The 21011-nt window shown below is 68.2% G+C and carries 17 protein-coding genes, 1 pseudogene and 1 riboswitch; of the genes and pseudogenes, 8 read left to right on the forward strand and 10 right to left on the reverse strand.

All coding sequences use genetic code 11. The features are described 5' to 3' along the window. Positions 1-121 precede the first annotated feature (121 nt). Together AC5IG3_RS11365 and AC5IG3_RS11370 are read right to left on the reverse strand one after the other, a co-directional pair. Complete coding sequence (locus tag AC5IG3_RS11365) at positions 122-796, reverse strand: response regulator (protein WP_491906415.1); 675 nt, start codon at positions 794-796, stop codon at positions 122-124. Between the two features lie 131 nt (positions 797-927). Next, positions 928-2811, reverse strand: a complete 1884-nt coding sequence (locus AC5IG3_RS11370; RefSeq protein WP_491906416.1) for a sensor histidine kinase — start codon at positions 2809-2811, stop codon at positions 928-930. Between the two features lie 225 nt (positions 2812-3036). On the opposite strand from AC5IG3_RS11370, the pseudogene AC5IG3_RS11375 reads away from it, so the two are divergent. The 3 genes and pseudogenes from AC5IG3_RS11375 to AC5IG3_RS11385 all read left to right on the forward strand — a co-directional run bounded on the left by AC5IG3_RS11375 (position 3037) and on the right by AC5IG3_RS11385 (position 6628). Next, positions 3037-4022: pseudogene (locus tag AC5IG3_RS11375) on the forward strand (PhoH family protein). A gap of 26 nt (positions 4023-4048) precedes the next feature. Continuing rightward, positions 4049-4510, forward strand: a complete 462-nt coding sequence (ybeY, locus tag AC5IG3_RS11380; protein WP_491906417.1) for an rRNA maturation RNase YbeY — start codon at positions 4049-4051, stop codon at positions 4508-4510. Positions 4511-4522: 12 nt separating this feature from the next. Continuing rightward, on the forward strand, positions 4523-6628 hold the full coding sequence (locus AC5IG3_RS11385) for a prolyl oligopeptidase family serine peptidase (RefSeq protein ID WP_491906418.1): 2106 nt from the start codon (positions 4523-4525) through the stop codon (positions 6626-6628). Between the two features lie 129 nt (positions 6629-6757). On the opposite strand, the gene AC5IG3_RS11390 is transcribed toward AC5IG3_RS11385, so the two are convergent. Next, entirely contained in the window at positions 6758-7687 is a 930-nt protein-coding gene (locus tag AC5IG3_RS11390) for a LysR family transcriptional regulator (protein ID WP_491906419.1), read from the reverse strand. A gap of 111 nt (positions 7688-7798) precedes the next feature. On the opposite strand from AC5IG3_RS11390, the gene AC5IG3_RS11395 reads away from it, so the two are divergent. Beyond that, positions 7799-8041, forward strand: a complete 243-nt coding sequence (locus AC5IG3_RS11395) for a hypothetical protein (protein WP_491906420.1) — start codon at positions 7799-7801, stop codon at positions 8039-8041. A 77-nt stretch (positions 8042-8118) separates the two neighbouring features. On the opposite strand, the gene AC5IG3_RS11400 is transcribed toward AC5IG3_RS11395, so the two are convergent. Continuing rightward, positions 8119-9990, reverse strand: a complete 1872-nt coding sequence (locus AC5IG3_RS11400) for a phosphoenolpyruvate carboxykinase (GTP) (RefSeq protein WP_491906421.1) — start codon at positions 9988-9990, stop codon at positions 8119-8121. Positions 9991-10192: 202 nt separating this feature from the next. Between AC5IG3_RS11400 and AC5IG3_RS11405 the strand changes: the two genes are divergently transcribed. Beyond that, a complete protein-coding gene (locus tag AC5IG3_RS11405; RefSeq protein ID WP_491906422.1) occupies positions 10193-11896 on the forward strand; it encodes an ABC transporter ATP-binding protein/permease in 1704 nt (567 codons plus the stop codon). Positions 11897-11939: 43 nt separating this feature from the next. On the opposite strand, the gene AC5IG3_RS11410 is transcribed toward AC5IG3_RS11405, so the two are convergent. Next, positions 11940-13223: an MgtC/SapB family protein gene (locus AC5IG3_RS11410; protein ID WP_491906423.1), complete on the reverse strand. Its 1284-nt coding sequence runs from the start codon at positions 13221-13223 to the stop codon at positions 11940-11942. Between the two features lie 60 nt (positions 13224-13283). Between AC5IG3_RS11410 and AC5IG3_RS11415 the strand changes: the two genes are divergently transcribed. Beyond that, entirely contained in the window at positions 13284-13925 is a 642-nt protein-coding gene (locus AC5IG3_RS11415; RefSeq protein ID WP_491906424.1) for a DsbA family oxidoreductase, read from the forward strand. Positions 13926-14024: 99 nt separating this feature from the next. Here the strand turns inward: AC5IG3_RS11415 and flhC are convergent, their stop codons facing one another. Further along, complete coding sequence (gene flhC, locus AC5IG3_RS11420; RefSeq protein WP_491906425.1) at positions 14025-14561, reverse strand: flagellar transcriptional regulator FlhC; 537 nt, start codon at positions 14559-14561, stop codon at positions 14025-14027. Positions 14562-14650: 89 nt separating this feature from the next. Next, the gene (gene flhD / locus AC5IG3_RS11425; protein ID WP_491906426.1) at positions 14651-14974 is read right to left on the reverse strand and encodes a flagellar transcriptional regulator FlhD; all 324 of its coding nucleotides are present in this window, start codon (positions 14972-14974) and stop codon (positions 14651-14653) included. 302 nt (positions 14975-15276) lie between these two features. Here flhD and AC5IG3_RS11430 point away from each other — a divergent pair, with 302 nt between their 5' ends. Beyond that, positions 15277-17175, forward strand: a complete 1899-nt coding sequence (locus tag AC5IG3_RS11430) for a bifunctional metallophosphatase/5'-nucleotidase (protein WP_491906427.1) — start codon at positions 15277-15279, stop codon at positions 17173-17175. A gap of 60 nt (positions 17176-17235) precedes the next feature. Here AC5IG3_RS11430 and AC5IG3_RS11435 read toward each other — a convergent pair whose 3' ends face one another. The 3 genes from AC5IG3_RS11435 to AC5IG3_RS11445 all read right to left on the reverse strand — a co-directional run bounded on the left by AC5IG3_RS11435 (position 17236) and on the right by AC5IG3_RS11445 (position 20340). Beyond that, on the reverse strand, positions 17236-17805 hold the full coding sequence (locus tag AC5IG3_RS11435; RefSeq protein ID WP_491906428.1) for a TMEM165/GDT1 family protein: 570 nt from the start codon (positions 17803-17805) through the stop codon (positions 17236-17238). 7 nt (positions 17806-17812) lie between these two features. Further along, positions 17813-17984, reverse strand: a riboswitch (yybP-ykoY riboswitch). A 32-nt stretch (positions 17985-18016) separates the two neighbouring features. Next, positions 18017-18784 carry a 16S rRNA (uracil(1498)-N(3))-methyltransferase gene (locus tag AC5IG3_RS11440; RefSeq protein ID WP_491906429.1) on the reverse strand — a complete coding sequence of 256 codons (768 nt, stop codon included), beginning with the start codon at positions 18782-18784 and terminating at the stop codon, positions 18017-18019. Between the two features lie 41 nt (positions 18785-18825). Further along, a complete protein-coding gene (locus AC5IG3_RS11445) occupies positions 18826-20340 on the reverse strand; it encodes a YifB family Mg chelatase-like AAA ATPase (RefSeq protein ID WP_491906430.1) in 1515 nt (504 codons plus the stop codon). 298 nt (positions 20341-20638) lie between these two features. Here AC5IG3_RS11445 and AC5IG3_RS11450 point away from each other — a divergent pair, with 298 nt between their 5' ends. Continuing rightward, a complete protein-coding gene (locus AC5IG3_RS11450; protein WP_491906431.1) occupies positions 20639-20977 on the forward strand; it encodes a P-II family nitrogen regulator in 339 nt (112 codons plus the stop codon). Positions 20978-21011 lie beyond the last annotated feature (34 nt).

The raw sequence follows: 21011 nt of genomic DNA on the forward strand, positions 1-21011 counted from the left end.
GTGGCCTTGCCTGGGGGCGGTGATGGTCGAAGCCGCACGGGCCAGCGCCGGACCGCCCCCAGCCGGCCCGCGACCCCCACGGGGGGGGTGGCTGCGGTACGCCGCAGCCGGGGGCAGACATTCAGCGGCCGAACAGGCCCAGGCGCTGGGCTTCGAGGGCGGCTTCGGCGCGCGAGCTCACGTTGAGCTTGCGGTAGATCTGCTTGACGTAGTCGGCGATGGTGTGGCGGCTCAGGCCGAGCTGGGTGCCGATTTCGGGCAGCGTGTAGCCCTTGGCGACGCGCAGCAGCACCTCGCGCTCGCGGTCGGTGAGCGACACGCTGGGCATGAGCTGGTCGACCACGGCGGCGGGCAGGCCGGCCAGCGGCTTGCGCGCCTGGGCCGAGAAGTAGGAAATCATGCGCCGGGCGATCGACGGCGACAGCGGCGGCTCGCCCTGGCTGATGCGCTGCAGGTGCTCCATCAGCTGCTCGCGCGGCTGCTCTTTCAGCAGGTAGCCGTAGGCGCCGGCCTGCAGCGCGGGGAAGAGGTGGTCGTCGTCGTCGTGGATGGTGACCACGACCGATTGCGCGTCGGGCTGCGCATCGCGCAGCGCCTGCACGACCTTGACGCCCGAGCCGTCGGGCAGGCCGAGGTCGACCATCGCCAGGTCGAAGCGGTGGTGGGTGACCTGTTGCAGCGCGTCGTGGACGCGTGCGGCCTCCACCACGGTCGAGCCGGGGAACACTTGCAGCACCAGGGCGCGCAGGTAGGCACGGATCTCGGGCAGGTCTTCGAGCAGCAGGATCTGTTTCATGGGCGCTCCGCCTGGGGGCGGCCGGTTAAAGGGCTAAAGGGGTGAAATTGCGGGTTGTTTCAGTATCGGCGTACTGCAGCAAATCTTGAGCCGCGCTGCGGCTGCGGTGGCGCTCGCTGTCTTTGTCGCTCTCACAGCGGCAGCGTCAGCCGGATGGTGGTGCCATAGCCCGGGCCGGACTCGACCAGGCACTGGCCCTGCAGCTGCTTGGCGCGGCCCTTCATGGTCGACATGCCGTGGCCGCGGTCGAGCTTGCCGTCCATCTCGGTCGGGATGCCACGGCCGTTGTCGGAGATGGTCAGTTCGAAGTCGTTGAGGTCCTGCCGGATGGTGATCTCGCTGCGCGTGGCGCCGCTGTGCTTGAGCACGTTGCTGACCGCCTCGCGCAGGATGCGGGTGGTCTGCACGTAGGCGCGGGCACTCAGCGCGCGTTCGCTCATCAGCAGCTCGTCGGGGGTGTTCCAGGCCAGCTCGACCCCGCCTTGCGAGAGCCGGCTCATGACCTCGCTGCGCCAGTCGCCGATGGCGTCGCCCAGCAGCATGGCGCGGCCGGTCAGGCCGCGCACCGACAGGCGCATTTCTTCCAGCGCCTCGCGCGCCAGGGTGGCGATGCGCTCGTTCTCGCTGGTGTGGACGATGGTCAGCAGCTTGGCGCCCAGGTCGTCATGCAGGTCGGCGGCGATGCGCTTGCGCTCCTTGGTGGTGACCTGCTCGACGCGCAGTTCGGCCATCTGGACGTAGTTCTGCTCCATGTTGGCGCTGACGTCGATGGCGCGCTGGTCGGCCTCGGCGCGGGCCTGCTCGGCCACCTCGATGGCGTTCTGGAACAGCTGGTGCATGCGCCAGACCATGCCGGCAAACATCACCGCCAGCCCCACGCTCACGGCGTGCTTGCCGGGCAGCAGCACCGGGCCGGGGCTCATCAGCAGTTCATGCAGCAGGGTCAGCGCAAAGCTGGCGAGCGCGCTGGTGGCGATCCAGAAATCGGCGCGCGAATATTGCCAGGCGCGGCGCAGAAACACGCACAGCGTCACAGCCACCTCCAGCACCATGATGATCTGCCACGGCCGTGCCACGCTGTTGAGGCGATCGAGCGAGGCCACCGCCAGCGTCAGCGGCACGATCAGGCACTGCAGCGCGAGCGAGGTTTCCAGCCACGCCAGCCGCAGGCCGCAGTAGCGCAGCAGGAACAGCACGCCGGCCACCGCCACCGCCTGGCTCAGTGCGCACAGCAGCACCTCGGTCCAGGCGGCCGACAGCGGCAGGCTCGCGCCGCTGAGCAGCGCCAGCAGCGCCGCCCAGCCCAGGCTGGCACTGCCGAAATAGACCAGATAGTTCAGCCGGCTGAGCGCGGCCAGCGCCAGCGCAGCCAGCCCGATCACGCCAGCCAGCGTGGCCAGCGCGTGGGTGGTTTCCAGGTTGTAGGCCACGCTGCGCCGCAGCAGCGGCTCCAGCGCGGCGAGCGGCGCGATCGTGACCGGGGCGAGCCGGCCGGCGCGCTCGGGCGTGACCACCTGTGCCAGCAGCGGCGCGTCCAGGCGCACGTCGAGCAGGTTGCCGGCGGGCAAGAGCAGCGCCGGCGGCAGGGCCAGCAGCGCGGCTTCCAGGCAGCGGGTCGGGCGGGACTCGGTGCCGGAGGCGGTGGCCAGGCCGCGGCTGTGGATGCGGTGGCCGTTGAGCTGTACCTCGAAATCGGAGCAGATCTGTGGCACGTACGCGCCCAGCAGCGGGGCCTGCTGAGTCAGCGCCGCTGCGCCGCCGGGCAGGTCGAAGCGCAGGCGATACCAGTAGGGGCTGTCGCCGCGCGAGGTGAAGCGCCAGGCGTCGGGCAGCGCCACGGTGCTGGCGGCCAGCGCGGCGGGGTATTGGCTGGCGTCGCTGTGCACGCGCTCGGCGCGGGTCAGTTGCAGCGTGCCGGCGGGCAGCGCGGGGGCGGTGCGAGCGAGCATCCACAGCCCGATCAGCGCCACCGCCAGCAGCAGCGCGCCCCAGCGGGCCGGGTGGAGGATGGACAACAGCGCCGACCCTGCCGGCCATGCGCCTTGACCGCCGGCCTGCATCAGACGGCCCCACCATCCGGCGGGGTCTTGCGTATTACTGGGCGCGGCAGATTCGGTCACAAGCAGGGTTCAGATGAGGGTCAAACGCAGAATTTTTGATTCTGCCGGAGCCCACCTGCCGGAAGGGACCCGGCGACAATCACAGCCCCGGGCCTTGCCCGAAATATCACGCGCCAGCCCTTGATCCTCAGCCACGCCTTCATTTCGCCCGACAACCGCCGATTGGCGCATGTCTGTGGCCCGCTCGACGAGCACCTGCGCAGCATCGAGGCAGCGTTGAACGTCGACATCCGCCGCCGCAACGACACCTTCCGGGTCGAAGGCGAGCGCAGCGATGCCGAACGCACCGTCGCCCTGCTGCAGCAAATCTACGACCAGGCCGCCGGGCCGCTGGAGCCGGTGCAGCTGCAGCTGATGCTGCTGCAGGCCATGCAGGGCGACGAGCGCCCGGGCGCCGCCGGCGAGGCCAGCGCCGCCGAGCCCGATCTGGTGCTGCGCACGCGCCGCCCCCCGATCTGGCCGGGCGCACCGTCAACCAGACGACCTACCTGCGCAACATCCTCAGCCACGACATCACCTTCGGCATCGGCCCGGCCGGCACCGGCAAGACCTTTCTGGCGGTGGCGTGTGCGGTCGACGCGTTGGAGCGCAACGCCGTGCAGCGCATCATCCTGACGCGCCCGGCGGTCGAGGCCGGCGAGCGGCTGGGCTTCCTGCCCGGCGACCTGTCGCAGAAGGTCGACCCCTACCTGCGCCCGCTCTACGACGCGCTCTACGACCTGATGGGGCTGGACCGCGTGGCCAAGGCCTTCGAGAAGGGCCTGATCGAGGTCGCGCCGCTGGCCTTCATGCGCGGGCGCACGCTCAACCACGCCTTCATCATCCTCGACGAGGCGCAGAACACCACGCCCGAGCAGATGAAGATGTTCCTGACCCGCATCGGCTTCGGCTCGCGCTGCGTCGTCACCGGCGACGTCAGCCAGATCGACCTGGCCCGCGGCCAGAAAAGCGGCCTGATCGACGCCGCCGAGGTGCTGCGCGACGTGCGCGGCATCGCCCACACCCGCTTCATCGCCGCCGACGTGGTGCGCCACCCGCTGGTCGCGCGCATCGTGCAGGCCTATGACGCGGTGTCCGCCCCGCCGCCGATCCCGCGCCACCGCTGATTTCACCCCGAACCGAGTCACCTGCCATGCCCGCTGCCCGCCCCGAACTGAGCCTGTCGCTGCAATTCGCCGATCCGCGCCACCGCGCGCTGCTGCCGCGCCACAAGGTGGCGCGCTGGGTGCGCGCCGCGCTGGAAGCGCCCGGCGAGATCACCGTGCGCATCGTCGGCGCCGAAGAGGGCCTGGCCCTGAACCGCGACTACCGCCAGAAGGACTACGCCACCAACGTGCTGACCTTCGACTACACCGCCGAGCCGGTGGTGACCGCCGACCTGGTGCTGTGCGCGCCGGTGGTCGAGGCCGAGGCGCTGGCCGCCGGCAAGGACCTGGCCGCCCACTACGCCCACCTGCTGGTCCACGGCACGCTGCACGCGCAGGGCTACGACCATGAAGGCGAGGACCCCGAATCGCTCGAAGCCGCCGAGTTCATGGAAAGCCGCGAGCGCGAGGTGCTGGCCGCGCTCGGCTTTGCCGATCCCTACGCTTGAGGTGAACTCACCATGTCCGACGTCCTGAAGGCCCCGCAAGATCCGCAAGACCCGTATCTCTGGCTGGAGGACGTCGACAGCGACGCCGCACTGGCCTGGGTGCGCGAGCGCAACGCCGAGTCGCAGGCCGAGCTGACCGCCCGGCCCGAGTACCAGGCGCTGCAGCCGCAGCTGCTGGCGCTGCTGAACGACCGCGCGCGCATCCCGGCCGTGGCCCGGCGCGGTGAGTTCTTCTACAACTTCTGGCAGGACGCCGACCACCCGCGTGGCCTGTGGCGCCGCACCTCGCTGGCGAGCTACCGCGAGGCCGAGCCGTTGTGGGACACGCTGCTCGACCTGGACGCGCTGGGCGCCGCCGAGGGCGAGAACTGGGTCTGGAAAGGCGCCTCCGTGCTGGCGCCCGAGCGCCGCCGGGCGCTGCTGAGCCTGTCGCGTGGCGGCGCTGATGCCGCGGTGGTGCGCGAGTTCGATCTGGCCAGTCGCGCCTTCGTCCCCGACGGCTTCACGCTGCCCGAGGCCAAGAGCGATGTGTCCTGGCTGGACGAAGACACCCTGCTGGTCGGCACCGATTTCGGTCCCGGCAGCCTGACCGATTCGGGCTACCCGCGCATCGTCAAGCGCTGGCGGCGCGGCACGCCGCTGACGGCGGCTGAGACGCTGTTCGAAGGCCAGGCCAGCGACGTGTCCGCCTGGGCCAGCGTCGAACGCGCGCCCGGACTGCTGCGCGTTTGTGTGGGGCGCTCGGTCGACTTCTACAGCAGCGAGGCCTTTCTGCTCGACGACGCGCAGGCTGCTGCGCCCGCGCTACAGCGCCTGGACAAGCCCGACGACGCCAGCCTCGATCTGCATCAAGGCTGGGCGCTGCTGCAGCTGCGCAGCGATGGCTTGATCGGCGGCACCGCGCGTACCGCCGGCACGCTGCTCGCCAGCCCGGCCGACGCCTATTTGCGCGGCGCGCCGCAATGGCAGGCGCTGTTCACGCCGACGCCGACCTGCTCGCTGGACGATTACGACTGGACGCGCGACGCACTGCTGCTCAACGTGATGGACCAGGTCGCCAACCGCGTCGAGGTGCTGCGCTGGGATGCGGCGGCACAGGTCTGGAGCCGCCAGCCGCTGGCGTTGCCCGGTCCCGGCACGCTGAGCCTGCAGACGCTGCACGATCCGTGGACCGCCAACGACGCGCTGGCCGAGGCCACCTTCGTCAGCTACGCCGACTTCCTGACGCCCGATTCGCTGCTGCTGTGCCAGATCGACCAGCCCGATGACTCGTCCGAAAGTGCGCCCGAGATCGTCAAGCAGCGCCCCAGCCACTTCGACGCCACCGGCATGCGCGCCGAGCAGCGCTTTGCCACCAGCGCCGACGGCACGCGGGTACCGTACTTCGTCGTCTGGCCTGCGGGTGTGACGGCGACCGGCGACAACCCGACGCTGCTTTACGGCTATGGCGGCTTCGAGGTGTCGATGCAGCCCTGGTATTCGGGCGCCTTCGGGCTGGCCTGGTACCAGCGCGGCGGCGTGCTGGTGGTGGCCAACATCCGCGGCGGCGGCGAGTTCGGGCCGGACTGGCACCAGGCCGCCATCCAGCAGCACAAACAGCGCAGCTATGACGACTTCATCGCCGTGGCCGAAGACCTGGTCGCCACCGGCGTGACCCGCCCGGCGCGGCTGGGCATCATGGGCGGCAGCAACGGCGGGCTGCTGGTGGGCGCGGCGTTCACGCAGCGGCCGGAGCTGTTCGGCGCGGTGGTCTGCCAGGTGCCGCTGCTGGACATGCAGCGCTACCACCGCCTGCTGGCGGGCGCCTCGTGGATGGCCGAGTACGGCGACCCGGATCAGGCCGAGGAATGGGCCTGGATCTCGAAGTACAGCCCTTACCAGCAGCTGCGCGCCGATGCGAAGTACCCGCGCGTGCTGTTCTGCACCTCGACCCGCGACGACCGCGTCCACCCGGCGCACGCCCGCAAGATGGTCGCCCGCCTGCGCGAACTGGGCCACCCGGTGCTGTACTTCGAGAACATCGAAGGCGGCCACGGCGGCGCGGCCGACAACCGCCAGCGGGCGCATTTGCAGGCGCTGGAGTATGCGTATCTGTGGGCGGAGTTGACGGCTCGCTGAGAGAACGGCTGGGCGAGCGATGCCACTCCGTCGTCCCCGCGAAGGCGGGGACCCAGGCGCTCGGTGAGGGTGGCGCGCCTGGATTCCCGCCTTCGCGGGAATGACGGGAGGGGCGCGGGGACGACGGGTTCAGTGCGGTGCCACCTCGATGATCTGCTGCAGCAGCCAGCTCACCGCCGGCTGGCGGTCGTGGCGGCGGTGCCAGACGCCGCTGACCTGCAGCGGCGGCAGCGTCAGCGGCAGGTCGCGCACCACCAGCTGATCGGCCACGCCGGTCACGGCCAGAAAGGCGCGTGGCAGCACGGTCAGCAGGTCGGTCTGCGCCACCACCAGCCCGGCGGTGAAGAACTGGTTCACGGCCAGCACCACGCGCCGGCTGCGGTTGAGCGGCGCCAGCGTTTCGTCGACCCGGCCCTGGCCCCGGCCTGAAAAGCTCACCAGCAGGTGCTGGGCGGCGCAGTAGTCGTCCAGCGTCAGCGTGTCCTTGGCCGCCAGCGGATGGCCGGCGCGCATGACGCAGATGTACTCGCTCTCGTAGAGCGTCTGGTGGCGCAGCGGCGAGTGCGCGCCCTGCACGTTCAGGCGTGAGATCAGTTCCGGAAAGTGGCCGACGGCGATGTCGGCCTCGCCCTGGTCGAGCAGCTTGCTGGGGTCGCGCGTGCCCAGCGGCAGCACGCGCAGGTCGGCCAGTGCACCGTCGGCCTCCAGCCGCTGCATCAGCGCGGGCAGCAGGCGCGACGAGGTGGCGTCGGCCATGGCCAGATGGAAGGTGTGCGGCTGGGTCCGCGGGTCGTAGTCGCGCGGGTCGAGCGCCTCGCGCAGCTGGGTCAGCGCGGCGCGCACCTCGGGCCACAGCGCGTCGGCGTGGGCGGTGGGCTTGACACCGAAGGCCGCGCGGGTGAACAGCGTCTCGCCCACGGCGTCCTTCAGCCGGCGCAGCGCATTGCTGACGGCGGGCTGGGTCATGGCGAGCTGTTCTGCGGCGCGCGTGAGGTTGCGCTCGGCCATCACCGAGTCAAAGACGCGCAGCAGGTTGAGGTCGAGGGTGCGGAAGTTCATGGGCCAAGTTATACGCTACATGAATACCAAAAATTCACAAAAGCACCGTTGCGCATAACAAGGGTTAACCCTAGACTTCATCCCATTGGTACTAACCCTTAGGAGTTTCAAATGTCTGCATCAATGACCTTCCAGCACGCCAACGCTTTTGACGCTTTCGGTTCGCGCTTCTTCGCCGCCGTTTCGAGCATGATCAACAAGCTGACCCATGCACTGACCTCGGTTCAAACCGGCGAGCCGCGCACCGCTGAAGAGCTGATCGAGTGGGCCCACACCTACGAATCGACCCAGCCTTCATACGCTGCCGACCTGCGCGCTGCTGCACTGCGTTATCAAGACGACATCAGCCGCTGAGCCTTGGCTCCCATGTCGCGCCCAGAAAAAAGCCCGCCGTGATCGGCGGGCTCCTGAGTGGCGATGAACGATCCGTTTTACCGACCCAGACGCGCCTCGATGCGTACCTTGGTCTCCAGCAGTGAAGCGGGCAGGCCGTAGGCCAGTTGCTCGAACAGATCGCCGTGCAGGGCCATTTCCTGCTGCCATGCGGCTTGATCAATGCTGATGACGCTCTCGAACTGCGCTTCGTCGAAGTCCAGTCCCGACCAGTCCAGATCCGCGTAGTCCGGGCTGACGCCGAAGATGTTCTCGGTGCCCTGCGCCGTGCCTTCCTGGCGGCCCAGCATCCACTGCAGCACGCGCATGTTGTCGCCGTAGCCCGGCCAGACGAACTTGCCGTCCGCGCCCTTGCGGAACCAGTTGACGCAGAAGATGCCCGGCAGCGCCGCGCCTTCGGCCTGCAACTGCGCGCCCAGGTTGAGCCAGTGCTGGAAGTACTCGCTCATGTTGTAGCCCATGAAGGGCAGCATGGCGAACGGGTCGCGGCGCACCACGCCCATCTGGCCTGCGGCGGCTGCGGTGGTCTCGGAGCCCATCGTCGCGGCCATGTAGACGCCTTCGACCCAGTCGCGCGCTTCGGTCACCAGCGGCACGGTGGTCGAGCGGCGGCCACCGAAGATGAAGGCGTCGATCGCCACGCCGGCCGGGTTGTCCCACTCGGGGTCGAGTGCCGGGTTGTTGGTGGCGGCCACGGTGAAGCGCGCATTCGGGTGCGCGGCCGGGCGGCGCTTGCCGTCGGCACCGAGCGCTGACTCGGGCGTCCAGTCCTTGCCCTGCCAGTCGATCAGGTGGGTGGGCAGCTCATCGGTCATACCTTCCCACCAGACATCGCCATCGTCGGTCAGCGCGACGTTGGTGAAGATGACGTTCTTGTCCAGGCTCGCCATGCAGTTCGGGTTGGTCTTGAAGTTGGTGCCCGGCGCGACGCCGAAGTAACCCGCTTCCGGGTTGATGGCACGCAGCTTGCCGTCGACCGGCTTGATCCAGGCAATGTCATCGCCGATGGTCGTGACCTTCCAGTCGCCCAGTTCGGACGGCGGAATCAGCATGGCGAAGTTGGTCTTGCCGCAGGCGCTCGGGAAGGCGGCGGCGACGTGGCTCTTCTTGCCTTCGGGCGAGGTCACGCCCAGGATCAGCATGTGCTCGGCCAGCCAGCCCTGGTCACGGCCCATCGTCGAGGCAATCCGCAGCGCGAAGCACTTCTTGCCCAGCAGCGCGTTGCCGCCGTAGCCGGAGCCGTACGACCAGATCTCGCGTGCCTCCGGGTAGTGGACGATGTACTTGGTCTTGTTGCACGGCCAGGTCACGTCCTTTTGACCGGCTTCCAGCGGTGCCGCCACGGTGTGCACGCAGGGCACGAAGTCGCCGTCAGTGCCGAGCACGTCGTACACGGCCTTGCCCATGCGGGTCATGATGCGCATGTTGACGGCCACGTACGGGCTGTCCGACAGCTCGATGCCGATGTGCGCAATCGGCGAGCCCAGCGGGCCCATGCTGAACGGCACGACATACATCGTGCGGCCGCGCATCGCGCCCTTGAACAGCGCGTTTTCACCCGTCTGCAGCAGCGCGCGCATCTCGGCGGGCGCCATCCAGTTGTTGGTCGGGCCGGCGTCCTGCTTGCGCTCGCTGCAGATGTAGGTGCGGTCTTCGACGCGCGCCACATCGCTCGGGTCCGAGCAGGCCAGGAAGCTGTTCGGGCGCTTGGCGGGGTTGAGTTTCTTGAAGGTGCCGGCGTCGACCAGTTGCTGGCAGAGGCGGTCGTACTCTTCCTGGCTGCCATCGCACCAGTAGATGTGGGCGGGCTCGGTCAGCGCGGCCACTTCAGCCACCCAGGCGATCAGTTTGGCGTTCTTGACGTAGGTGGGTGCATTCAGCTGCACACCAGCCATGGCGGGATGGTTCATCGGGAGGGCTCCAAGGTTAAAAAAGCATCTCGAAAACACTGCGCGGCAGGGCTTTCGGGATGCGTTTGGAGCAGTGTCAGTCTCGGCTTGACCGATTACATGGCGATTACATGCATTTTTTGCATAAACAAATGCTGAGTGCTGTCATGCCGGCGTCACGCTTGCCACCATCGGGCCGGGCGCTCACACTGTGGTGCAGCCCATGAGCCCCCCCATTCCCGGTTTCAATGCCCGCCTCTGGCAGCGCTTCACGCGCATGGCCGCGCCCTATTGGCGGTCTGATGAGCGCTGGCGCGCGCGCGGCTGGCTGGCGTTGCTGGTCGTGCTGTTGCTGGGCCAGACCGGCTTCAACGTGATGTTCAACGAAGAAACCGGCGAGCTGACCTCGGCGCTGGCGGCCGGTGATGCCGGACGCTTCTGGGATGCGATCCGCCGCTTCACCATCATCCTGGTGGCGGCGGTGCCGATCTACGCGCTGTACTACTACGTGCGCGACACGTTGGGTGTGAACTGGCGCCGCTGGCTGACGCACCAGCTGCTGGAGCGGTACTTCAGCCAGCGCGCCTACTACCACCTCAACGCGAAGGCCGCGCTGGACAACCCCGACCAGCGCATCGCCGAAGACGTCAGCAGCTTCTGCCACCAGTCGATCTACTTCCTGCTGGTGGTGCTGGGCGGGGTGATCCAGCTGGCTGCGTTCACGAGCGTGCTGTGGTCGATCTCGCAGACGCTGGTGTACTTTCTGCTGGGCTATGCGGTGGTGGCGACCTGGTTCACCGCGTCGCTGTTCGGCCAGCGGCTGATCGGGCTGAATTTTCTGCAGCTGCGCCGCGAGGCGGACTTCCGCTTCGGACTGGTGCGGGTGCGCGAGCAGGCCGAGTCGATCGCCTTCCACAGCGGCGAGGCGCAGGAGATGTCGGTGCTTCGGCGCGTGTTCGACGCACTGTTCCGCAACTACCAGCAGGTGCTGCGCTGGCAGTTCAAGCTCAACCTGTTCCAGTACGCGCACAGCTTCGTGACGCTGGTGCTGCCCAGCATCATCGTGGCCGACGACGTGCTCTCCGGCCGCCTGGAAGTGGGCCGGGCGGTGCAGGCGGCGGGCGCGTTCGCGGCGATCCTGAGCGCGCTGACGCTGATCGTCGAGCACTTCGAGAGCCTGAGCCGCTTCGCCGCCGGCGTCGACCGCCTGCACGAGTTCACCGCGACCCTGGCGGTGCCGCAGGCCGAAGACGGCGCGCTGATCCAGTCCAGCCATGGCGCGCAGCTGGAGGTCGCGCACCTGACCGTGCTCACGCCCAACCGCGAGCACCTGCTGCTGCGCGACCTGTCGCTGCGGGTGCGCCCGGGCGAGGGGCTGCTGATCGTCGGGCCGAGCGGTACGGGCAAGAGTTCGCTGCTGCGCGTCATCGCCGGGTTGTGGTCCACCGGTTCCGGCCACGTGTTGCGCCCGGCCGGGCCGGAGTTGATGTTCCTGCCGCAGCGGCCCTACCTGACGCTGGGTGACTTGCGCGGCCAGCTGCTCTACCCGCACCCCGAGCGCGAGGTCTCGGATGAAGAGCTGCTCGCGCTGCTGCGCCAAGTCAACCTGCCGACGCTGGCCGACCGGGTCGGCGGCCTCGACATCGAGCACGACTGGGCCAAGCTGCTGTCGGTGGGCGAGCAGCAGCGCCTCGCCTTCGCCCGCGTGCTGCTGAGCCGGCCGCGCTACGTCATGCTCGACGAGGCCACCAGCGCGCTCGACGCCGCCAATGAGGCGCTGCTCTACCGCCAGCTGGCCGACGTGTCCATCACGCCGGTCAGCGTCAGCCACCGCCCCGCGCTGCTGGCGTACCACCAGCAGGTGCTGGAGTTTGCTGGCGACGGTGGCTGGGCGCTGCACGCGGCGCAGGGCTACCGGCTGGAGTAATCGCTGGAGTAATGGCCGGAGTGAGGGCCGGAGCGTGGTGCGCCTAACGCATCAGCAGGAACAGCAGCACCACGCCGCCCGGCCCCATGCCCAGCGCGTAGCCACGCAGCACCGACACGCCCATCGCTTGCCCGCCCACGCTCCATGCCATGCCGGCCTTGGTCAGCATGTTGACGCCGATGGTCAGGCTGAGCGCCAGCACGGTGGTCTGGGTGGTGAGGCCGCCCTGGCTGTGCAGGCTCGACAGCGAGATCAGCATCGCATCAACATCGGCCAGTCCCGACAGCGCTGCCAGCCCGTAGACGCCACTCGCGCCCAGCCATTCGCGCACGGTGGGCACCAGCACCGCGATCAGCGCCAGAAACACGCCGAAGCCCAGCGCAGTGCTGAGGTCGAAGGGCGCGACCTGTTCGCCCTCGCTGGCGGGCGGCACGGCGTCCGAGCGCTGCCGCCAGATGCGCACGCCGCCCAGCAGCAGCAAGGCGCCCGACACCAGCAGCGGCAGGCCCAGGTCGATCAGCAGGCCCGGCGCCAGCATGGCCAGCAGTGCAGTCATGCGCAGGCACATGGTGCCGCTGGCCGCCAGCGTGCCGGCCACCGCCGCGCTGCGCAGTGCCGGGTCCTGGCGGGCGTGGCGCGACAGCGCGAGCGTGGCGGCGGTGGACGACGCCAGCCCGCCCAGCAGGCCGCTGAGCAGCATGCCGCGCTGCGGGCCGCTCACGCGCATGGCCAGGTGCCCGGCCATCGACAGCCCGGCAATCAGCACCACCGCCCACCACAGCCGGTACGGGTTGAGCGCCTGGTAGGGGCCGAAGCCGGCGTCGGGCAGGTTGGGCAGGATCACCACCGACAGCACCAGCAACTGCAGCCCGGCGGCGAGTTCGCGGTGCTCGATCAGGCGCAGCCCCTGGTGCAGCGTCTGCTTGAGGTCGAGCAGCACCGTGACGATCACCGCCGCGCTGAGTGCCAGCTCGATCTGACCGCGCGCGGCCATGGCGCCGAGCGCCAGCGTCAGCAGCATGGCGATGTGCGAGGTGATGCTGCGGTTGCCGGTCGACTGCAGTGTGTTCCAGTAGGCCACCGCCAGCAGCGCCGTCAGCGCCAGCAGGCCCAGCGCCAGCGGCCACGGGCCGAAGTCGTCGACCAGATGGCCCAGCACGCCGCCGAGCAGGCCCAGCAGCGCAAAGGTGCGCAGCCCGGCGACGCGTGTGCCTTCGGCCTGTTCACGGTCGCGCCAGCCGCGCTCCAGCCCGATCAGCAGGCCGATCGCCAGCGCGGTCAGCAAGCCCATGGCGGCTGGAAGTGATTGCAGGACGTCGGGTTTCATCGGGTTTCCTCGGCTTTAGGATGCCTGTCCTGTTCTGACTGCAGTTTGCCTCTGCCCGCCATGAAAATTGATTTCGTTTCCGATGTGTCCTGCCCCTGGTGCGCGATCGGCCTGCGCGCGCTGGAAGAAGCCGTGCAGCGCGTCGGCCCCGCCGTGCCGGTGGAATTGCACTTCCAGCCCTTCGAGCTCAACCCGAAGATGCCCCCTGAAGGCCAGGAGCTCGGCGAGCACCTGGGCCATAAGTACGGCATGGCGCCCGAGCAGACCGCGCACAACCGCGAGGCCATCCGCCAGCGCGGCGCGGCCCTCGGCTTCACCTTCCGCATGGATTTGCGCGACCGCATCTACAACACGTTTGATGCCCACCGCCTGCTGCACTGGGCCGGGCTGGAGGCGCCGGGCTTGCAGTTGGCGCTCAAGAAAGCACTGTTTGCCGCCTACTTCACCGAGGGCCAGAACCCCGGCGCGTCCGACGTGCTGCTGCGCTGCGCCGCCCAAGCCGGGCTGGACGCCGAACGCGCAGCCCAGGTGCTGGCCTCAGGTGACTACGCCGACGAGGTGCGCGAGGCCGAGCAGTTCTACCAGCAGCAGGGCATCCGCTCGGTGCCGGCCATCATCATCAACGACCGTCACCTGATCCAGGGCGGCCAGCCGGTCGAGGTGTTCGAGCAGGCGCTGCGCCAGATCGCCACCCAAACCTGACCGCACAAAAAAGCGGGCCTGGTGCGTTGGCACCAAGCCCGTTACAAGACCTCACGCAGAGGCCAGGAGGAGACTCACCACAAGAAAACCATTGCAAAACTATTGCATCTGCAAACCGCCAGCGGCCTTGCCCTTGCCGGCGCGTGCCGGTGGGTTGCACAGGCCGCAGACGTAGTGCTTGGCGATTTCGTGCGGATGCGTCACGAAATGCCCGCCACATTTGGAACACGCCGTCATCGTCAGCATGCCGTTGTCGATGAACTTGACCAGGCGCCACGCCCGGGTGATCGACAGCTGCGGCTCCAGCCCCTGCGCCTGGGTCTGCTCCAGATACAGCTGGTAGGCCTTGATGATGGTGTCGATCTCTTCGAGTTCGGCCACCTTGTTCAGGTATTCGTGCGTGTTCAGGAACAGGCTGGCGTGGATGTTGGGCTGCCAGGTCATGAACCAGTCGGTCGAGAACGGCAGCTGGCCCTTGCTGGGCGACTTGCCCGCCACTTCCTTGTAGAGCCGCAGCAGCCGTTCGTAGGACAGGTCGGTTTCCGACTCCAGCACCTGCAACCGGGCCCCGAGCTTGATCAGCGTGACAGCACGTTCGATCTGCTTCGCCTCGGTCAGGATGCTTTTGGTGGCCATGGTGCTCGTTCCTTGAATCGCTGGAACGCGCAGCTTAACGCGATCCCGATGTCAGCGCCCGGCAACAGTAGACACCCGGTTCAGACCATTCAAGCGGCTTCGCGGTGACGGCCGGCGATGAGGATGCTGGCGTGCAGGCGGGAGACGCCTTCGTTGGCGGCGCTCTTGCCGTGGTTGGTCAGCAGGCTCCAGACGAGGTCTTCGTCGAAGCGCATGCGGCACAGCAGGGTGTTGCTGGCGGCGATTTTCATCATCTGCGAGGGCGAGAGCACTTCGAGGATGGCGGCGGTTTCTTCGGAGACGCCGAGGCGGAAGAGGGCCTGTTCGCGATCGGCGCGAATGAGGCTCTGGGCCAGCATCAGGTAGGACAAATTCGTTTCGCGGATTTCGGCGAGGATTTGTTCGGTGTTCATGATGCGGCTCCTGGGGTGTGGCGGTGAAGGTGTTGCGATGTGTGGGGCTGATGTGTCAGCGTGGTTTGAATTGTGAAGATTCGAACTGGACCCGAACATCAGCCCATTTCTCGCACTTGAGTCGGTCGTGCGCCATCGGGCCTGTCAGACAAACACCTACATGGCCTGCGCGATGACTGCCGGCGGCGGCCTCCTTGTCAAGCCGGTGCGGGGCTGGCCTTGTGCGCGGCCGGGGCTTCATGACGGTGTCACCGAAGGTGTCAAGACTGTGAAGTTCCCCACCACTGTCACACGAGCCCCGCATGAGCCTCCGCCCGAGATCCCTGTTTTCCGTTCAACGTCCGGCGCGCGCGCTGTGGGGTGCCGCCACTCTGGTTCTCACCGGTCTGGTGCTGACGGCCTGCGGTGGCGGCGGGACCCGTCTGGTGTTCAAGCCGATCGAGCTGAACATTGCCCACATCAACGATCACCACTCGCAGCTGGACGCTTTTGCGGCCACCGAACTGACGCTCGACGGCGTGGCCACGCAGGTGGAGCTGGGCGGCTTCGCGCGCCAGACCACGGTGTTCAAGTCGCTGGCGTCGACCCCCAACCTGCTCAAGCTCCATGCGGGGGACGCCATGACCGGCTCCCTGTACTACACCTTCTTCAAGGGCCGTGCCGATGCCGAGATGATGAACACGGTGTGCTTCGACGCCTTCATTCCCGGAAACCACGAGTTTGATGATGGCGACGGCGTGCTCAAGGGCTTTCTGGACGAACTGGCCAAGGGCAGCTGCAAGACGCCCACGCTGTCGGCCAACATCGTGCCGCAGGCGGGCACCGCGCTGGCACCCGCGGGCGCGGCGCCCTATCTGACGCCTTACGTCATCAAGAAGATCGACGGCGTGAATGTCGGCATCGTCGGCATCACCGTCGCAGGCAAGACGCTCAACTCCTCGCGCCCGCTGGCCGCCACACAGTTCAACGACGAGACCGCCTCGGCCCAGAAGGCGATCGACGAGCTGAAGGCGCAGGACGTCCGCCACATCGTGCTGATGACCCACCAGGGCTATGAAACCGACAAGGCCATGGCCGCGCAGCTGACCGATGTCGACGTGATCATCGGTGGCGACTCCCACACCCTGCTGGGCGATTTCACGGCCCAGGGCGTGACCAGCAGCGCGGGCGCCTACCCGACCGTGGTCAGGAACAAGTCGGGCGAGACGGTCTGCATCGGCCAGTCCTGGGAGTATTCCAAGGCGTTCGGGCTCATGAACGTCAAGTTCAACGACGCCGGCAGCGTCAGCAGTTGCGGCGGCCAGTCATCGCTGGTCATCGGCAGCACCTTCAAGCGCAAGGACAGTGCAGGCGTGTGGCAGACCGTGGCCGAGGCGGATCGCACCGCGCTGATTGCCAAGCTGGCCAGCCAGCCGGCCGTCAAGGTCGTGGCGCCGGATGCTGCTGCCGTGACGACGCTGTCGACCTACAGCGGCCAGGTGGCGGCCCAGAAGGCCATCACCATCGGCACGGCGTCCGAGGCACTCTGCCTGGTGCGTGTCCCGGGCGAGAGCACCAATCGCAGTGCGGGTGTGGCCGGGTGTGAAACCGCCAACACCCTGGCGCGCGGCAGTGATGCCGCCCAGGTGGTGGCGGAAGCCTTCCTGAGCGCCAGCAAGCGGGCGGACTTCTCGCTGCAGAACGCTGGAGGGGTGCGTGTGCCGGTGGCTGCCGGGACGCTGAGCATGAACACCGCGTTCACGGTGCTGCCCTTCACCAACGTGCTGGTCGAACTCAGCCTGACGGGTGCCGAGATGCTGGCCGCGCTGGAGGACGGTGCTTCCAGCCATCTGGACGCCACCGTGCCGTCCACCGGCGCACACCCCTACGCTGCCGGCCTGCGCTGGAATCTCGACATGAGCAAGGCCAAGGGCTCACGCTTCACCAATGTCCAGATCCGCAACAAGACCACCGGCGCGTGGACGGCCATCGACCCCGCCAAGACCTACGTGCTGGTGACCAACGACTTCATCGCCTCGGGCCAGGACGGCTATGCCACCCTGGGCGTGGTGTACAAGGCGGGCCGCTACGTCAACACCTACCTGCTCTACACCCAGAGCTTCGTGGACGACGTGTTGGCCAAGCTCACCCTGGCACGCCCGGCAGCGGGCGACTATTCGCATCAGAGCGTGATCACCAAGGCCGGGGTTGCACTGCCTTGACGAAGAAGTCAGAACCGCTTCCGGGCGGCTCTGACCTGCGATCAACGGCTGGCGCTCAGCTCAGAAGAGATGGCCGACGTTCAGTAGCGTGAGCACGCCCAGTGCGGCAAAAATGGCTGCAGCCACGCCGTGCACCAGCCGCATCGAAATCTTGCGGGCAATCGTGTCCCCCAGGAAGACGGCCGGCACGTTGGCCAGCATCATGCCCAGCGTGGTGCCGGTCACCACCGCGAACAGGTCGTGATAGCGCGCGGCCAGCGCGACGGTGGCGATCTGGGTCTTGTCGCCCATTTCGGCCAGGAAGAAGGCGAGCACGGTGGTGCCGAAGACGCCAAAGCGCTGGTGGCCGGCGTTGACGTCGTCGATCTTGTCGGGAATCAGCATCCAGCCGGCCATGGCGATGAAGGAGACGCCGATCACCCAGCGCAGCAGGTTGGGGCCCAGCGCCTGCGCGACCCAGTCGCCTACGGCGCCGGCCAGCGCATGGTTGGCCAGGGTGGCGACCAGGATGCCGAGGATGATGGGGACGGGACGGCGGAACTTGGCGGCCAGCAGCATGGCCAGCAACTGGGTCTTGTCACCCATTTCGCCCAGGGCGACCACGCCGGTCGAGATCAGAAAGGCTTCCACAGTGTTTGCTCCGGGCCGGACGAAAGACAAATGACCACACCGCAACCCCGGCCCTCCGGAGGCGATGCAGTCAAAGGTCTTGCCAGGCTGGAAGCTGTGCGCGCCATGACCGGTGTGGCCAAGTGTGTTGACGCGAACCCCTGCAAGGCGCAGGGCGGCTACTCCCCAATGACGAGTGCGGCGCGGATTCTATCCGCGCCGTGGCGGTGTTCTAGCCTTGCGCCTGTGCCCGTGCCGCCATGACGGCCAGCACCGCCAGCGGCGCGGTTTCAGAGCGCAGCACGCGCGGGCCCAGGCTGGTTGGCAGGGCGCCGGCCTGGCGCAGCAGTGCTTCTTCGGTCGGGCTGAAGCCGCCTTCGGGGCCGCTGTAGAGGCGCAGGCGGGCGGGGGCTGAGTGGCTTTGCTCGTGGGTGTTCAGGCGTTGCGGCAGCGGTTGGGCGTCTGCCAGGCTGAGCAGCAGGCGCAGGTCGGCGGGGCAGGATGCGTCGCCGGCCTCGGCCTGCAGCGCGTGGCTCAGGGAGGTCGGCGTGGCGATCGCAGGCACCCGCGTGCGGCCGCATTGCTCGGCCGAAGCCTGGGCCACCGCCTGCCAGTGCTCGCGCTTGCGCTCGGCGCGCTCGCCGGAGAGGCGCAGCACCGAGCGCTCGGTCATCACCGGCACGATGGCCGCTGCGCCCAGTTCGGTGGCTTTTTCGATCAGCCACTCGAAGCGGTCGTTGGCCGGCATCGCCGCCACCAGCGTGATGTGGTCGGGCAGCTCGCGGTCGACGTCGTGCGGCGCACCGATCTCGACCTGCACCTGCTGGCGCCCGCTCATCTGCGTGATGGTGGCGGTCCATTCGCCGCCCTGGCCGTTGAACAGCCGCAACTCGCCGCCAGGCTGCAGCCGCAGCACCTGGACGTGGCGGGCGGGGCCGGCAGGCAGATCAAGCCGCAGGCCGGCTTGCAGGGGCAGGTCAACAAAGATGCGCACACTCATGCGCTGAATTGTCGCTGCCTCATCGATCTCAGCCACCAACCTCAGCCACCCGGCAGGGCACGGCGCAGCTGGATGGCCTCGGCGATGTGCGGAATCTGGACAGCCGGCGCGCCCGCCAGATCGGCCACGCTGCGCGCCACGCGCATCACCCGGTGCACGCTGCGCCCGGACCAGCCCAGCCGGCGCGCGGCGGCGTGCAGGAAGTCGGCGATGTTGACGGCCAGCGCGGCGTGGAGGTCGAGTCCGGCGGTGTCGAGTTCGGCGTTGCTGCAGCCTTGGCGCGCGGTCTGGCGTTCGCGCGCCAGCGCCACGCGTTCTGCTACCTGGACGCTGGGCTCGCCGTCGGGGGCGGCGCTCAGGGCTTCGGGAGCGACCGAGAGCACTTCCACCCGCAGATCAATGCGATCAAGCAGCGGGCCGGACAGCTTGCCCTGGTAGCGCGTGATCTGCTCCGGGCTGCAGCGACACGCCAGCAGCGGCGAGCCCAGTTGGCCGCACGGGCAGGGGTTCATGGCGGCGATCAATTGGCAGCGCGCCGGGAACTCGGCCTGCCGCGCGGCGCGGGAGATGGTGATGCGGCCGCTTTCCAGCGGCTCGCGCAGCGCCTCAAGTGCCGCACGGGGAAATTCGGGCAGTTCGTCAAGGAACAGCACGCCATGGTGCGCCAGCGAGATCTCGCCCGGCCGCGGTGGCGAGCCACCCCCCACCAGCGCCACCGATGACGCGCTGTGGTGCGGCGAGCGCAGCACCCGCCGGCCCCAGCGGTCGGCGTGAAACTGGCCCGCCAGACTCAGGATGGCGGCGGATTCCAGCGCCTGCGCCTCGGTCAGCGCCGGCAGCAATCCCGCCAGCCGCTGCGCCAGCATCGACTTGCCGGTGCCCGGCGGGCCGACCAGCAAAACGCTGTGGCCGCCTGCTGCTGCCACTTCCAGCGCCCGCTTGGCGACGGTCTGGCCTTTGACCTCACGCAGGTCTGGCAGCGGGGGTGGCGGTGCTGGTTCGCTCGGTTGCGGCGTGGACAGCGGCTGGGCGACGTCGGGGGCCTGCAGCGCCTGCACCACGTCGAGCAGATGACGGGCACTGCGCAGGCGCAAGCCGTGCACCCGGGCGGCTTCCTGTGCACTGGCCTGGGGCAACACCAGCCAGCGCGGGTGGGCGCTGCGCTGCAGGGCCAGCGCCATGGCGAGTGCGCCGCGTACCGGGCGCAGGTCGCCGGCCAGGGACAGCTCGCCGGCGAATTCCATCTCGGCGAGACCGGCCGTCTCGATCTGGCCGCTGGCGGCGAGGATGCCCAGCGCGATCGGCAGATCGAAGCGTCCGCCTTCCTTGGGCAGGTCGGCCGGCGCCAGATTGACGGTGATGCGCTTGTTGTGCGGGAAGTCCAGCCCGCTGTTCTGCAGTGCGGCGCGCACACGCTCGCGGGCTTCCTTGACCTCGGTCTCGGCCAGGCCGACCAAAGTAAAACCCGGCAAACCGTTGGCCAGATGGACTTCGACCGTGACTTCCGGGGCCTGCAGGCCCAGCAGGGCGCGGCTGTGAATCAGGGCGAGCGACATGGTGCATGCGCCCGGAGGCGAGAGCGGTCAGTGCGATGGATTGTGTGCACGATGCCGCAGATCGCGATTCCCCCTTTTGGGGGTTGCACCTTATTGGTGCAACTTGTGAGTGTGTGTACGGTGCATGGCGCCGATATGGCGCATGGATGGCGCGCCATATCGGGGCGTCCCGGCGGTAAATCCACATCTCAAAAGATGGCATGGAAGCTGCAGATAGAGGTCACTGAAACGCAGCGCTTATCTCAAGCAACCGCGTTCCCACTTTGTCCTGTTCCGTCAACTCCACCAGGAGAGCGCCATGAAAATGGTCACCGCCATCATCAAACCCTTCAAGCTCGACGAGGTGCGTGAAGCCCTCAGCAACATCGGCGTGCAAGGCATCACCGTGACCGAGGTCAAGGGCTTCGGCCGCCAGAAGGGCCACACCGAGTTGTACCGCGGCGCCGAGTACGTGGTCGATTTCTTGCCCAAGGTCAAGATCGAAGCGGCTGTCGATGACGCTGTCGTCGAACGTGTCATCGAGGCCATCGAAGGCGCCGCCCGCACCGGCAAGATCGGTGACGGCAAGATTTTCGTGACGACGCTGGAGCAGGTGCTGCGCATCCGCACCGGCGAAACCGGCAAAGACGCGCTCTGAGCGCCCGCGAGTCCTCTACCCGAGACAGACAACC

Origin of the sequence: Leptothrix sp. (in: b-proteobacteria), assembly GCF_965250675.1 — a bacterium.
GTDB lineage: Bacteria > Pseudomonadota > Gammaproteobacteria > Burkholderiales > Burkholderiaceae_C > Sphaerotilus.

Bases quoted from the DNA above. Each gene is read 5' to 3' on its own strand.
- AC5IG3_RS11405 (WP_491906422.1), top strand. From the start codon at position 10,193: ATGAGCCCCCCCATTCCCGGTTTCAATGCCCGCCTCTGGCAGCGCTTC.
- flhD (WP_491906426.1), bottom strand. From the start codon at position 14,974: ATGAACACCGAACAAATCCTCGCCGAAATCCGCGAAACGAATTTGTCC.
- AC5IG3_RS11410 (WP_491906423.1), bottom strand. From the start codon at position 13,223: ATGAAACCCGACGTCCTGCAATCACTTCCAGCCGCCATGGGCTTGCTG.
- AC5IG3_RS11365 (WP_491906415.1), bottom strand. From the start codon at position 796: ATGAAACAGATCCTGCTGCTCGAAGACCTGCCCGAGATCCGTGCCTAC.
- AC5IG3_RS11445 (WP_491906430.1), bottom strand. From the start codon at position 20,340: ATGTCGCTCGCCCTGATTCACAGCCGCGCCCTGCTGGGCCTGCAGGCC.
- AC5IG3_RS11385 (WP_491906418.1), top strand. From the start codon at position 4,523: ATGTCCGACGTCCTGAAGGCCCCGCAAGATCCGCAAGACCCGTATCTC.
- AC5IG3_RS11430 (WP_491906427.1), top strand. From the start codon at position 15,277: ATGAGCCTCCGCCCGAGATCCCTGTTTTCCGTTCAACGTCCGGCGCGC.
- AC5IG3_RS11450 (WP_491906431.1), top strand. From the start codon at position 20,639: ATGAAAATGGTCACCGCCATCATCAAACCCTTCAAGCTCGACGAGGTG.
- flhC (WP_491906425.1), bottom strand. From the start codon at position 14,561: ATGGCCACCAAAAGCATCCTGACCGAGGCGAAGCAGATCGAACGTGCT.
- AC5IG3_RS11395 (WP_491906420.1), top strand. From the start codon at position 7,799: ATGTCTGCATCAATGACCTTCCAGCACGCCAACGCTTTTGACGCTTTC.
- ybeY (WP_491906417.1), top strand. From the start codon at position 4,049: ATGCCCGCTGCCCGCCCCGAACTGAGCCTGTCGCTGCAATTCGCCGAT.
- AC5IG3_RS11400 (WP_491906421.1), bottom strand. From the start codon at position 9,990: ATGAACCATCCCGCCATGGCTGGTGTGCAGCTGAATGCACCCACCTAC.
- AC5IG3_RS11390 (WP_491906419.1), bottom strand. From the start codon at position 7,687: ATGAACTTCCGCACCCTCGACCTCAACCTGCTGCGCGTCTTTGACTCG.
- AC5IG3_RS11440 (WP_491906429.1), bottom strand. From the start codon at position 18,784: ATGAGTGTGCGCATCTTTGTTGACCTGCCCCTGCAAGCCGGCCTGCGG.
- AC5IG3_RS11415 (WP_491906424.1), top strand. From the start codon at position 13,284: ATGAAAATTGATTTCGTTTCCGATGTGTCCTGCCCCTGGTGCGCGATC.